Origin of the sequence: Nakamurella panacisegetis, from assembly GCF_900104535.1 — a bacterium.
GTDB lineage: Bacteria > Actinomycetota > Actinomycetes > Mycobacteriales > Nakamurellaceae > Nakamurella > Nakamurella panacisegetis.
Genome location: NZ_LT629710.1, coordinates 3,314,190 through 3,327,398, shown reverse-complemented (window position 1 = coordinate 3,327,398; position 13,209 = coordinate 3,314,190). Strand labels below are relative to the sequence as shown.

Annotated in this window: 12 protein-coding genes; 5 read left to right on the top strand and 7 right to left on the bottom strand. The window is 70.0% G+C overall.

The features are described 5' to 3' along the window. Positions 1-30 precede the first annotated feature (30 nt). The 3 genes from BLS97_RS22945 to mraZ all read right to left on the bottom strand — a co-directional run bounded on the left by BLS97_RS22945 (position 31) and on the right by mraZ (position 2,670). Positions 31-852 carry a hypothetical protein gene (locus BLS97_RS22945; RefSeq protein WP_157695444.1) on the bottom strand — a complete coding sequence of 274 codons (822 nt, stop codon included), beginning with the start codon at positions 850-852 and terminating at the stop codon, positions 31-33. Then, a complete protein-coding gene (gene rsmH / locus BLS97_RS14885; protein WP_090477132.1) occupies positions 849-1,880 on the bottom strand; it encodes a 16S rRNA (cytosine(1402)-N(4))-methyltransferase RsmH in 1,032 nt (343 codons plus the stop codon). Before rsmH ends, BLS97_RS22945 begins: the two co-directional genes overlap by 4 nt. 352 nt (positions 1,881-2,232) lie before the next feature. Next, complete coding sequence (gene mraZ, locus BLS97_RS14880; RefSeq protein WP_090477130.1) at positions 2,233-2,670, bottom strand: division/cell wall cluster transcriptional repressor MraZ; 438 nt, start codon at positions 2,668-2,670, stop codon at positions 2,233-2,235. A gap of 608 nt (positions 2,671-3,278) precedes the next feature. Between mraZ and BLS97_RS14875 the strand changes: the two genes are divergently transcribed. From BLS97_RS14875 to BLS97_RS14865, 3 genes are read left to right on the top strand one after another with little or no spacing between them, the layout of a single operon-like run. Further along, positions 3,279-4,310, top strand: a complete 1,032-nt coding sequence (locus BLS97_RS14875) for an AAA family ATPase (protein ID WP_231988120.1) — start codon at positions 3,279-3,281, stop codon at positions 4,308-4,310. Further along, a complete protein-coding gene (locus BLS97_RS14870) occupies positions 4,303-5,598 on the top strand; it encodes a DUF58 domain-containing protein (RefSeq protein ID WP_157695443.1) in 1,296 nt (431 codons plus the stop codon). The genes BLS97_RS14875 and BLS97_RS14870 overlap by 8 nt, the downstream gene beginning before the upstream one ends. Then, on the top strand, positions 5,595-7,958 hold the full coding sequence (locus tag BLS97_RS14865) for a transglutaminase family protein (protein ID WP_157695442.1): 2,364 nt from the start codon (positions 5,595-5,597) through the stop codon (positions 7,956-7,958). The genes BLS97_RS14870 and BLS97_RS14865 overlap by 4 nt, the downstream gene beginning before the upstream one ends. Before the next feature lie 226 nt (positions 7,959-8,184). Here the strand turns inward: BLS97_RS14865 and BLS97_RS14860 are convergent, their stop codons facing one another. From BLS97_RS14860 to BLS97_RS14850, 3 genes are all read right to left on the bottom strand, one after another. Then, complete coding sequence (locus BLS97_RS14860) at positions 8,185-8,562, bottom strand: DUF3040 domain-containing protein (RefSeq protein WP_090477123.1); 378 nt, start codon at positions 8,560-8,562, stop codon at positions 8,185-8,187. A gap of 113 nt (positions 8,563-8,675) precedes the next feature. Continuing rightward, the gene (gene dinB, locus BLS97_RS14855; RefSeq protein ID WP_197676194.1) at positions 8,676-9,992 is read right to left on the bottom strand and encodes a DNA polymerase IV; all 1,317 of its coding nucleotides are present in this window, start codon (positions 9,990-9,992) and stop codon (positions 8,676-8,678) included. Between the two features lie 16 nt (positions 9,993-10,008). Next, positions 10,009-10,740 carry a class I SAM-dependent methyltransferase gene (locus BLS97_RS14850; RefSeq protein ID WP_090477121.1) on the bottom strand — a complete coding sequence of 244 codons (732 nt, stop codon included), beginning with the start codon at positions 10,738-10,740 and terminating at the stop codon, positions 10,009-10,011. A 287-nt stretch (positions 10,741-11,027) separates the two neighbouring features. Here BLS97_RS14850 and BLS97_RS14845 point away from each other — a divergent pair, with 287 nt between their 5' ends. After that, entirely contained in the window at positions 11,028-11,807 is a 780-nt protein-coding gene (locus tag BLS97_RS14845; RefSeq protein WP_090477119.1) for a ParA family protein, read from the top strand. A 15-nt stretch (positions 11,808-11,822) separates the two neighbouring features. Here BLS97_RS14845 and BLS97_RS14840 read toward each other — a convergent pair whose 3' ends face one another. Next, the gene (locus BLS97_RS14840; RefSeq protein ID WP_231988119.1) at positions 11,823-12,176 is read right to left on the bottom strand and encodes an SAV_6107 family HEPN domain-containing protein; all 354 of its coding nucleotides are present in this window, start codon (positions 12,174-12,176) and stop codon (positions 11,823-11,825) included. Between the two features lie 428 nt (positions 12,177-12,604). Here BLS97_RS14840 and BLS97_RS14835 point away from each other — a divergent pair, with 428 nt between their 5' ends. Next, positions 12,605-13,195 carry a GNAT family N-acetyltransferase gene (locus tag BLS97_RS14835; RefSeq protein ID WP_090477117.1) on the top strand — a complete coding sequence of 197 codons (591 nt, stop codon included), beginning with the start codon at positions 12,605-12,607 and terminating at the stop codon, positions 13,193-13,195. Positions 13,196-13,209 lie beyond the last annotated feature (14 nt).

Here is a 13,209-nt window from a genome sequence, read left to right as displayed (position 1 = left end):
GGCGGTACGGATCCTGGGAGCGCCCGTTGGTCATCGTCCGGCTCCTGTGGTGGTGGTCGCCCGTGCTGGCGTGGTGTTCACCGGTGTGGTCTTCGCCGGTGTGGTCTTCGCCGGAGTGGTCTTCGCCGGAGTGGTCTTCGCCGGAGTGGTCTTGGCTGTGGTCCGGGCCGGCGTGGTCTTCCCGGCCGTCGTCGCCGTCGACTTCGCGGCGGTGGACGCCGCCGCGGTGGTCTTGGCCGGCGCGGTGCTCGGTGCGCTCGACCTGACCGGAGCGGTCGTCTTCCTGGTCGTGGTGGCCGGAGCGGACGAGGAAGCGGAGGTCGACCGGGAGGCGGCCGGGGTGGTCGACGGCGTCGCGGCCGGCGTCGGCGCGGCCGCCACCGGCGCCGGGACGGGCGTCGGCGTCCCGAGGATCGAGACCTTTCCGTCCGCCCCGATGCTCATGATGGCCGCGTCGCCCGCTGGGACGAGCCCCAGCGCTTGGGCCTCCGCCGCCAACCTGGCCGGATTCTTCAGATCGGCGATGTCCTTGTTGGCCGCCTCGATCCGAGTGTTCAGATCCATCTGGGCCCGGCGGCTGACACTCGCCTGGAGCCCGGCGGCGTCGGAGACGGTGTTGAGATACAGCACCCCGACGATCCCACCGGCCAGCAGCAGGATGATGAGGGCGACGAACGGCACCCGGGCCAGCGCAGCGCTGATCGGTGATCCGGTGGCCGTCAGTCGCTGGCTGACCGGCTGCTGGCGACGGGTCCGCCGCGCGTAGGCCTTCCCGGCCGCAGTCGACCGGCCCGGAGATTCGGTGACGACCCCGCTCGGACTGTCGATGCGCTCGGTTTCCTGGGCCGTCATGGAGTCGCCTTTCGCACGCGTTCTGCTGCCCGCAGGCGCGCCGAAGCGGCCCGCGGATTCTCGTTGATCTCTTCTTCGGTCGGTTTCTCCGACCCTCTGGTCAGCCATCTCAGCTTGGCTTCGTGCCCGGGCAGATCGACCGGGAGGTCGATCGGAGCCGTCGATTGCGTCCCTGGAGCGATGGCGTGCTTGACGATCCGGTCCTCGAGCGACTGGAACGACATGACGACGATCCGGCCCCCGACCGCCAGCGCATCCACCGCTGCCGGTATCGCCGTGGTGAGGACCCCGAGCTCGTTGTTGACCTCGATGCGCAACGCCTGGAACGTGCGTTTGGCCGGGTGACCGCCGGTGCGGCGGGCCGGCGCCGGGATCTCGGCGTAGAGCAGTTCGACCAGCCGGGCGCTGGTGCGGAACGGCTCCTTCGCGCGCTCGCGCACGATCGCGAACGCGATCTTCTTGGCGAACTTCTCCTCGCCGTACCGGCTCAGCACCCGGGCCAGGTCGCCGGCCGTGTAGGTGTTGAGCACGTCCGCGGCGGTGACGCCCGTGGTCGGATCCATGCGCATGTCGAGCGGGGCGTCAACCGAGTAGGCGAAACCGCGATCCACCTGGTCCAGCTGCAGCGAGGACACGCCGAGGTCGAACAGGATGCCCTGCACGCCGTCCCGGGCCCGGCGGCGGATCACCGCCCCGACCTGGTCGTTGGTGGCGTGGACCAGTTCGACCCGGTCGCCGAATCCGGCGGCTTCGATCCGGGCACCGGCGATCCGCAGGGCGGCCGGATCACGGTCGATGCCGATGACGCGCAGCTGGGGTACGGCGGCCAGCATCAACAGGGTGTGCCCGCCCATGCCGAGGGTGCCGTCCACGAAGACCGGCTCCGGCACGGTCGCGAAGGCGGGGAGGAACAGCGAGACGATCCGCGCGGCGAGTACCGGCACGTGGATCCGGTCGGCACTGCCTTCGGCCTCGGGGTGGCTCTGGCCGGCGGTGTGATCATCGTGGGGGTCAGAGCCGGGGGCCATTGAGTAGTCCCCTTCTGCTCTGCGATATCGGGCCGTTCGGTGCGGGGTGAGGCAGGTACGGCTCAGACAGCCCCGGTGCGGCGATGCCGTCGGTAGCTGTCTGGAGTTGCTTGGTTCGGTGCTCGAGACGGGTCGGTCGTGCTGTCTGGTCCCCACCCGTCTCGGGCCTGGCGCGGGGGAAGTCGCGTCAGGAGAGAACCATCCCTGGCACGGGGGAAGTCGTGTCAGGTGTGGAGCGGGTGTAGGCCGGGCGGCACGAACTGCTCGGACTGCGGTGGGTCTGGTGTTGCTGGTGTTTTCCGTTACTGCTGGTGCTTGCGACGGGTGCTGCCGGCGATCGAACAGGGCTGGATCAGGCGGGACCGAGGAGATCCCGGGCCGGGGACGAGTAGCCCGCTTCCTGAGCCGCTTCGTACCGGGCCCATTCCGCTGCGTCCCAGACCTCCATGCGCTTGCCGACCCCGGCGATCACGATGTCCTTGCTCAGACCCGCGTACTCGCGCATCCGGGCCGGGATACTGATCCGGCCCTGTGCGTCGGGCTGCTGGTCGTCCGTGTTGGACAACATGTACCGCTGGTAGCCACGAGCTCGTTCGTCCGTGATGGGGGCGTTGATGGCCTCCTCCGCGAAGTCGTCGAACCCTTCCGGTGTGAAGAGGTAGAGACAGTGGTCCTGCCCCCGGACGATCATGATTCCGGGCTTGAACGTCTCCTTGTACCGAGCCGGAAGCGTCACCCGCCCCTTGTCGTCCATCCGAGGCGTGAAGGTGCCGAGGAAGCCTTTGAACACTGCTCGCCACCTCGATTCACCTCATTCCGCCTCGGTCTCGGCCCGCCGGTGAGAGCACGGGCCAGATCCACACCTTGTCGAGGTCAACCCTGCGGCCCCAACGCGTGCCACACTACCCCACTCTGTGCCACTTTCGACCCCAAATTTGCCGACGAGTCTTCTGGCGTCCCCGTCCTCGCACTTCAGGACGGTGGGGTGAAGTGGGGGGATCCGACGGCAACCCGGGCGGCGACCGGCGGGGCGGCCCGGCGACCAGCAGTGAACCGGGCTGGGCAAGCAGTTGAACTGCGAATTCGGCCGGCCCTGACGGCCGTTGGGGTGCTCGGGGGACCCGAGTGGGGCCGGGTGGGGAACCCGGTGGGGCCGGGTGGGGTGAACCGTCACGGAGATCGCATCGTTGTCATGGACACGCGATGTCCGGCTCGGCATCACGGACCCACGCGGTGATCCGGCGAATGGGCGGTCACCTCACGGGAACTTGTCCGAGTCACGCCGTAGCCTTCTCCCTGCTGGCAGACTGGCAAGACTGCCGGGGCACCACTCGTTCGCCCGGCGCTCGGGAGGACGCACGCGCCGCCCGCCGCGGCGAGACCACGGAGGACCAACTAGTGGCACAGCACGTCGACCTCAACGGGATCGGTTCCGCCCCGCCGGCCCCTCCCGCTCCAGCGGTTCAACCGATCCGGCTGGACGCCTCGGAGGTGGCCGGCATCGGGCGGAAGATCGCCGGGGCGATCTCGCAGGTGGTGCTGGGCAAGCCGGAGGTCGTCCGTCTGGCCGTCATCTGCATGCTCACCGAAGGCCACCTCCTGATCGAGGACGTGCCGGGCACCGGCAAGACCAGCCTGGCCAAGGCCTTGGCCAAGTCGGTCAGTGCCGCCGTGTCCCGCGTCCAGTTCACCCCTGACCTGATGCCCAGCGACGTGACCGGGGTGAGCATCTACGACCGGCAGACGGGGAAGTTCGAGTTCCGTCCGGGCCCGGTGTTCGCCAACATCATCGTGGCCGACGAGATCAACCGCGCCTCCCCCAAGACGCAGTCCGCCCTGCTCGAGTGCATGGAGGAACGACAGGTCACGGTGGATGGGACCACCTATGCCCTGGCCCGCCCCTTCCTGGTGCTGGCCACCCAGAACCCGGTCGAGATGGAGGGGACCTACCCGCTGCCCGAGGCGCAGCGTGACCGGTTCCTGGCCCGGACCTCGATCGGTTACCCGGACGCGGCCAGCGAGGTGGCCATGCTGGCCGGACGGGACCACAGCGACCCACTGGACGACCTGGTGCCGGTCACCGATGGCCCGACCGTGGCCGCGCTGATCGACGCGGTCAGCACCATCCACCTGGCCCCGGAACTCCGGCAGTACATCGTCGAGGTGGTCGGAGCGACCCGGGCCATCCCCGAGGTCCGCCTTGGCGGATCACCGCGCGCCGTGCTCCATCTGGCCCGCGCGGCCAAGGCCGCGGCCGCACTGGACGGGCGAGGCTACGTCGTACCGGACGACATCCAGCGTCTCGCCGCCCCGGTCCTGGCCCACCGCTTGTTGCTGACCGTCGAGGCCCACGCGGCGCACCGGTCGGCCGAGGAGATCATCAGAGTGCTGCTCGGACGCCTCCGGGTGCCGCGGGGTGGTCGTGTCTGATCGGTCCGCTCGTCGCGATCGCAGCGTCGGGCGGGGGCTGACCACCCGTGGCCGCTGCCTGGTGGCCGGCGGGATCGCCGCCATCATCTGCGCCTTCGTCCTGGACGAGCGGGATCTGCTCCGGGTCGGGTTGATGGCCGCGGCCCTGCCCCTGTTCGCGGTGGCCGTCACCGCTCTCCGCCGGACGCAGCTGGCCGGTGTGCACCAGGTGACGCCCGAGCGTCTCCGGCCGGGGACCCGGGGGCAGGCCGTCCTGCTCATCACCAACGCCGGGCAGACCAGGACCCCGTCGATCGAGATCTCCGAACCGGCCGTACCCGGCCTGTCCGCCGGGATGCGCTACCTGATCGCCCCGATCCGGCGCGGCGAGGTCTCCCGGATCATCTACCCGATCTACGCCTCCCGGCGGGGCCGGTTCACCATCGGTCCCCCGCACATCCGCATCGGCGACCCGTTCGATCTCTGGGAGGACAACCGGATGCTGGACGCCCGCGCCGAGGTGCTGGTGGTCCCGACCGTGGTGGCGCTGACCGGGATGCCGAACAGCTCGGGGGCCCGGTCCGCGGCATCCGGACGAGCCACGGTCGGCACCGTCGGCGGCGACCCGGACATCGGTGTTCGGGAGTACCGCAGCGGTGACGACATCCGCACCATTCACTGGCGCGCATCGGCCCGCCACGACGACCTGATGGTGCGATTGGAAGAGCCGGTCTCGCACGGCGGGGCCACCATCGTCCTCGACCATCGGGCGTCCGCTCATCGCGGCAGCGGTGCCGCCTCCAGCCTCGAGACCGCCGTGGTGCTGGCCGCCTCGATCTCGCTACATCTGCTCGACTCCGACCACCAGGTGAAGCTGGTGTCCCATCGGGGAACCGTCATCGCCCAGGGCCACGACATCTCCGATGACGTGCTGGCCGGTCTGGCCGTGCTCGAACCGGACGAGCACGTCAAGCTCAAACCGCTGCTCCTGGGCCGGGCCGGGCTGGTCATCGCTGTGCTGGGCGAGATGAGCGCCCCGGACGCGCAGCTGTTCGCCGCCACCCGTCGCCGCGGGGTGAACGCGGTGGCCCTGGTGATGGCCACGCAGGACTGGGATCCGGAGAGCGGCTCGGTCGGTTCCCAGGTCACCGTCGACGCGTTGCGGGCGGCCGACTGGCGGGTCGTGGTGGTGAGGCCGGGCGACGATCTGGCCGGCGCATGGCGTCGTGCCTGTCACGCCGGCGACGGGTACTCACTCAGTGCCGTCCCGGTCAACGGCCGGCCCGCGTTCGACCGGAGGCCGGTGTGAGCACGGCGACCGCGTCCGTTCCCCGTCCCGGATACGCCCCGGTCCCGCCCCTTCCGACCCCCCCGCCCACTCCGCCCGTCGGGATCGGTGCGACGTTCCTGGCCGCGGCGGCCGTGCTCACCGGGTCCAGCGCGCTCAGCGCGCCGATCATCGGTCACTCCTGGGTCCTGCCGCTGATCGAGGTGGTGGCGGTGATCTGGCTGGTCGGCGTGGGAGGGCGGTTGATCCGCCTGCCGACCGTGGCCACGGCGGGTCTCCAACTCGCCGGGTTCGTGATCGCGCTGACGTCGCTGTTCACCTCGAGTGGGATCGGCGGGGTGCTGCCCAACAGCGCCGCCGTCGGCGAGGCCGGCACCCTGCTCTCCGGCGCGTGGAAACAGATCGTCGAGACATCCCCTCCAGCCCAGTCGACCCCGGAACTGAGTTTCCTGATCTCCCTCTCGATCGGCCTGGCGGCGTTCCTGGCCGATTTCCTGGTCGCCGAGGCCAAGGCCCCAGCCCTGGTGGCTCTACCTCTCCTCTGCCTGTATTCGGTGCCCGCCTCGATCGCGAGCACCATGCTGCCGTGGTACAGCTTTGCCGGCCCCGCAGTGCTCTACGCGGCCCTTCTCGCGGTGACCGGCCACAAGGACCGTCGCAGCGGGGTCAGAGCGGGGGTGGGGCTGGCCATCAACGGCGGAGCCATCACGATCCTGTCGGCCGCGGTCGCGCTCGTCGTGGCCGGGTCGGTGACCGGCATCGGCACCACCGGCCGCCTCCCCCACACCAGCGGATCGAACAACGGCACGGTCGGGCTCTCCCCGTTCGCGTCCCTGCTGGGCAGCCTGAAGAAGTCCGACCCGGTCAACGTGCTGACCGTCACCGGACTCAAGCACCCCGACTACTTCCGGACGGTCAGCCTGACCACCTGGACGCCGAACAAGGGCTGGTCCCTGGGGACGCTGTCGGCCGACGTCAACCAGGTCGACGGAGAGCTGCCGGGTGCCACGGCACTGCCGACGAACGCCACCGTCACCGTCACCCCGACCGGCTACCAGGACCGCTTCCTGCCCATCCTCACCGGCACCGCCGCGGTCAGCGGTCTGTCCGACGGTTGGGACTTCGACTCGGCGCTGACCACGATCTTCCGCACCGACAAGATCAAGCCGACGCCGTACCGGCTCTCGGTCGACCAGACTCAGCCATCGGCCGAGTCCCTCGAGCAGGACGCCGTCGTCTCCGGTGGCAACCTGACCGAGACGGGTTCCCTCCCGGCCATGGTGCGCGACGAGGCCGCCCAGGTCACGGCGGACGCCCCGACCGCGTACGACAAGGCGCTGGCCCTGCAGCAGTGGTTCACCGATCCGGCCAACGGCTTCGTCTATTCGCTGGACGTACTGCCGGGCAACAGCGGTGACGCACTGGTCGACTTCCTGACCAACAAGCAGGGCTACTGCGAGCAGTACGCCTCGGCCATGGCGATCATGCTCAGGTCCCTGAACATCCCCAGCCGGGTGGTCGTCGGATTCACCCAGGGCGTGAAGCAGTCCAACGGCAGCTGGCTGGTCACCAGCCACGACGCCCACGCCTGGGTCGAGGTGGACTTCGAGAATCACGGCTGGGTCCGGTTCGACCCGACGCCGCCGGTCGCCGGGCAGGGAGGCCTCCAGGGTTTCACCCAGCCGACGGCCAACCCCACGACGGCGACCTCGGCGGCCACTGCCACCAACACCAAGGCCGCACCGACGACCAACAATCACCTCGACACCACCACCAAGGCCACCAAGTCGAGTGCGGTCGCCACGCAGGTGTCGGTCGTCGGGGGCGCCGGCCACTCGTCCACCGGCTGGATCCGCACGGCGCTGGTCGTCCTGGCCGGCCTGGCGGTGCTGATCGGACTGCTGTTCCTGCCGACCGTGTTCCGTCTGCGCCGGCGGTCGGCCCGGATCCGGCTGGCTCGCTCCGGCGGTCCGGCGGGGGCCGTCGCAGCGTGGAACGAGATCGAGGACACCGCGATCGATCACGGCATCCTGCCCCATTCCTCGGAGTCGGCGCGGATCACGGCGAACCGGCTCGCTCGTCGTGCGCACCTGGACGATGTCGGCCGGCACCGCTTGCGGACGGTCGTCATCGCCGCCGAGAGCGCCTGGTACGGCGCACCCGCGGGCCCGGTGTCCTCGGTCTCGACGGCATCGGCGACCGCGAACGGACGGACGGAAGGGCCTGACGGCCAGACGTTGGTGCTCGACCGGGCGGAGCCGGAGATCAACGGCCGCGAGCTGGTGGCCGGTGTGAACAGCATCGTCGACGGCCTGAAGGAGCACGCCACGGTCCCACTGACCGAGCGGTTGATTCCGCGCTCGTTGCGCCGCTTGCGTTAGACATCGGATCGCCGGCGCCGCTCTGGTTCACCCCCTATTCGCCCCGGCTGGTCGGGGCCCGGTCCGTCGGCGCCCCGGTCCGTCGGCGCCCGGGTCCATCACCCGGCCCGCCCCGCGCCCGGTCCGGATACGCCAGAAGACCTGCCCCGCCGCGAAATGCGGTGGAGCAGGTCTCCGGTGGAGATGGCGACTGAAGTTGTGATGCCCAGGATCGAGGCGGGTGTTCTCAGCCCTGCTCGTCGAAGCGACGGCGGAAACGCTCTTCCATCCGATCGGACAGCGAGTTGCCGGCTCCCGGAGCGCTGGCGGTCGGTTTGCCGGCCGCGCGGGCGCCGGGCTGGCCGAAGACGAACAGACCGACGGAGGCGACCATCACCAGGAATCCGACCACGCTGACGATCACTCCCAGAGTGAGGACACTCTGCGTCGCGATCACGCCGACCACCAGTAGCACGAGGCCGATCAGGAAGGCACCGGCGGCCAGAATCGGTCGGCGGCGGCGAATACGGCTGACGTTCACACTGGTGGCGAACTTCGGGTCGTCGTGATACAGAGCGCGTTCAATCTCGTCGAGCATGCGCTGCTCGTGCTCGGAGAGCGGCATGGGTCCTCCTCCGGCACCCGACCAACGTTGGCCAGTCTTCGTCAAGTGATCACTGTGGTAACGGACGTCGAACGACGTCCTTCCGCAAGGATACGAGCACTCGGCTGCTACTTCTAGCGACCGGGCAAATCTGCCCCAGAATCGGACTCCTTTGTGATATTCGGATGCCCGCTGGACCGGTTTTCTCCCTCTAACGGGGGATTCGGGCGGTCGAACAGTGATGCACGACGCACCGCCAGGGACCCGAAACGCGCCGTTACCCGATCCAGGGCGCCCTCGGCCTCACGCCAACCCGGCCGATCGTCGTCCACCCCGAGTTCCAGCTGCTCGCTCACCTGATCCGCCGTGACCAACTGCTCGAGCCGGATCCCGACCAGGCGGACCAGCCGGCCGTAGCCCAACTTGGCCAACAGCTCAGCGGCTGTCCGGTGGATGACCCCGGACAGGTCGGTCGGTGTCGACAGGGTCACCGAGCGGCTCACGGTGGAGAAGTCCTCGAATCTGACCTTCAGCGCCACCGTCCGTCCCCGCAACCCGGCCTCCCGCGCGCGCCGTGCGGTTTTCTCGGCCAGGGCCAGGAGCTCCCGGTTGAGGAACGCCCGGTCGGAGGTGTCGGAACTGAACGTCGTCTCGGCTCCGATCGAACCTTCGGTCGATACGGTCTCGACCGAGCGGTCGTCCAGTCCGTTGGCCAGGTCGTGCAGTTTCGCGCCGGTGGCCCGACCAACGTGACGCATCAGGGACGCCCGGTCCATCGCCGCCATCTCCCCGACGGTGGACAGTCCGAGCGCCTCGAGCGTCTGCGCAGTCTTTGGCCCGACACCCCACAGTGCGCGTACCGGCAAGGGGTGCAGCAGGTCGAGCACGTGATCCGGTGGCACCAGCAACAACCCGTCCGGCTTGGCCAGACCGGACGCCAATTTGGCGATGAACTTCGTCGCCGCGCCACCGACGGTCGCCGTCAAGCCGAGTTCGTCCCGGATCCGGGTCCGGAGGCGGGCGGCGATCTGCCCCGGCCGACCGGCGAGCCGCCGCGCACCGGAGATGTCGAGGAAGGCCTCGTCCACCGAGAGCGGCTCGACCAGCGGCGTCACGTCGCCGAAAATCGCCATGACCGCTTGTGAGGCCTCCCGGTAGGCGGCCTGATCGGGCTCGATGACGATGATGCCGGGACACAATGCCTTGGCCCGTCCGGTGGGCATGGCCGAGCGGACGCCGCTCGTGCGGGCCTCGTAGGTCGCCGACAGGACGACACCCCGCCCGCTGTCGCCAGCGACCATCATCGGTCGCCCACGGAGTTCCGGTCGTCGCCGAAGCTCCACGGACGCGAAGAAGGCATCCATGTCGACATGCAGGATTGTGCAGAGCCGATCGTCGATCGCCTCGAGGTCGTCGGTGATGTAGCGGCGGCCGTTCGCACTCTGGCCCACTGGGTCGTCCCGCCGATCAACCGGCCCGCAGCCGGACCACGGCGTGCAGATCGGTGGCGATCTCACGGAGTTGCCGGTGCCCGGCGAGTCGGTGCTCGAGCCCGCTGAGCTGCTCGGTGCCGAGGCCGGTCGGGCGGATCCCACCGGGCACGAGCCCGGACACCACACCGACCCCGTCGAGGGAGACGATCTCCAGGCTGGCCTCGGCCAGCAGAGCGGTCAATCCGTCGACGTCGAACCGCCGGCGCACCGGGTCGTGCGGGCCGAAGTTGCCGTCCGCGCTGTCGAGGATGGCCGCCGCGTCGGCGTACCGCCCGGCCACCGCCTGGGCCAGCACCGCCGCGAATCGACCGGCCACGAGTACCGACGCCCGGCCGTCCGGTTTCATCGCGGAGGCGATCCCGGCCAGGGTGGCGGCCGGGTCGTCCACCGTCTCCAGGAGGTGATGACACAGGACCAGATCGGCGGTCGCGGGCGACACCGCTCCGGCCAGGGCTACGGCGTCGGCCTGCACGGCCGTGATGCGGTCGGCCACCCCGGCGTCCGCCGCTCGGCGTCGCAGGATGGCGAGGGCGTCGATCGACGCGTCGACGACCAGCACGGTGCATCCCAGACGGGCCAACGGGACTGCCCTGGTGCCACTGCCGCCGCCGACATCGATCACCACGGCGCCACCCGCCGGGCCGGCGAGTGCAGCGACAGCCTCTCCCACCGGGTCGGGCGTGATGGTGCGCGATGCCGCGTTCATGTTCGACTCTCCTGCTGCTCGTGGTCGGACCGGATCGACCGGCCGCGGCCGCACCCGGTGCCGACCGACCGGCACCTGCTCATCCCCGTCGGCCCGAGGAGCAATCGGCGGCGAATCAATCTGGTGCGGGCAGCGTATCCGTCGACCGGGCACCGCGGACCGGACCGCCGTCGGCTCGGCGGCCGGGGGATGCTCGGAACTGCCCCCGACGCCCGCGGCAACGACCCGCGGGACGACGCGCACCCGCGCGCCATCGGCTCGCCGATTGCGACCTGTACGGTGTGGCGATGTTGGTGGCCAGTGTCCTCAGTTTGAAGGGCGGCGTCGGCAAGACGACCGTCACCCTCGGTCTCGCGTCTGCCGCCATACACGCCGGGTTGAACACCCTGCTGGTCGATCTCGACCCACAGATGAACGCCACCACCACCGTCGAGATCGATGACGGGGGGACCAACATCGCCGACGTGCTGGCCAACCCGCGTCGGGCCATCGTCAACGAGACCGTCCGCGTGTCGCCGTGGAGTCCACACCTGCGGGTGCTGGCCGGCAGTGAGGACACCGAGGCGCACAACAACCCGGATCCGACGGCGAAGCAGCTGGCCCGGCTGACGACTGCCCTGTCGAAGGTCGATCCGGTGCCCGACCTGATCCTCATCGACTGCCCGCCGTCGCTCGGTCAGCTGACCCGCTCGGCACTGGTCGCCTCCGATCGAGCCGTGCTGGTCACCGAGCCTTCGTTGTACGCCGTGACCGGTGTGCAGCGGGCCCTCGAGGCCGTGCAGAAGGAACGCCTCACCCACCGGCACCTGCAGCCGCTCGGTGTGGTGGTGAACCGGGTCCGCCCCCGGATGACCGAACACGACTACCGCCTGGCCGAACTGAAGGACCTGTTCGGCCCGCTGGTGTTGAATCCGCAACTCCCCGACCGAGCGGCGATCCAGCAGGCGCAAGGCGCCGCCGTTCCGATCCATCAGTGGCCAACCGCCGGTGCCCGGGAAATGGCCGTCATGTTCGACGCTCTGCTCGACCGTCTGATGCGATCGGCGAAGCACAAGTCACGGGCGTGACCCGTCCGGATCCGCTCACAACGCAGCCTCGACCAGATCGAGGAACACCGCACACTGGCGCACCATGTCGTCCGCCTCGCGCGGGCTGATGAAGCGTGCGATGCCCGCCTCGGCCGCCTGCCGCTTCGCCGAACCGGCCGCGAAGAAGGCCGACCACTCGGAGAACTCCGGTGCGACCTTGGCCAGCAGATCCCACGCGCTGGCCTGACGGGATCGCCCGGGCCGCGCCTTCGTCGCGAGCACCGCCGCGGCTCCGCGCAAGGCGGCCAGATGCGCCGCAGCGTAGCGATCGGTCGGTTGGTCGGCACGAATCGCTCGGCCGAGGCCGCGACCGGCGTCGGCCAGCAGATCACGCGCGGCCTGCGACACCGGGCGAGGCGGAACCGGCAGGGGCAGCGAACCCTGGCCGTCGCGGGCGACGCCGGATCGACCGGCACCGCGCGACACCCGCCTTCCGCTGACGGCCGCGGGATGGCCGGCGATCGGCCGGGTACTGATGCTGACTGACATGTCCACTCACCTTCGCTGGTTACGCATCGAGAATCCGTTTCGATGTCGGCCCCGATCGCTCCGGCCGAGGCGTTCCTCCCGGCCGAACATCGCGATCGAACGACTGTTCGAGTATATCCCCGACCACCGACAACCCGCCAGAGTGCACGCACCCATCGCCGACCGGCCTGCCGGGGACGGCCCGATGGCTCCGCTCCGGGCGCGGATTCGCCCCGCCATCGGTCCCTCCACCGTCCGTCGTGGTGGGATAGCGGGATGACTGACGCGACTCACCGGCGCCGTCGAGGATGACCTCGCACGCCTCCCGGCCGGACACGGTCTCCCCCGGCCCGTTGACCCTGCGGAATCTGGACGCGCCCGCATTCACCGAGCGGCTCCCGGAGCTGGTCGGGGTCTACGTCGCGGCCATGCAGTACCCCGACGGCATCGTCGGCGCGCGGGCCGCCCTGTGGCAGGAGCACAGCCGTCGCCCCGGCTTCGCCTGCACCGTCGCCGTCGACCAGGACGACCACATCCGTGGGCTGGCCTACGCCTACACCGGACAGCCCGGGCAGTGGTGGTACGCCGAGGTACAACGCGGCCTGGGCCGGTCGGACTCCCCTTGGCTGGCCGACTACCTCGAGCTGACCGAGCTACATGTACGACCCGACACCCAGGGTGCCGGACTCGGTCAGGCCCTGCTGACCAGGCTGCTGACCGACCGGCCCGAACGGGCGGTGCTGCTGTCCACGCCGGAAGGGACCAACCGGGCGTGGCGGCTCTACCGCCGGATGGGATTCGTCGACGTGTTGCGGAACTACCGGTTCACCGGCGATCCCCGCCCGTTCGGGGTGCTGGGCCGAACGCTCCCGCTGGACGCGGCCGGCACGAGTGCCTGACCCGGCGCACGACA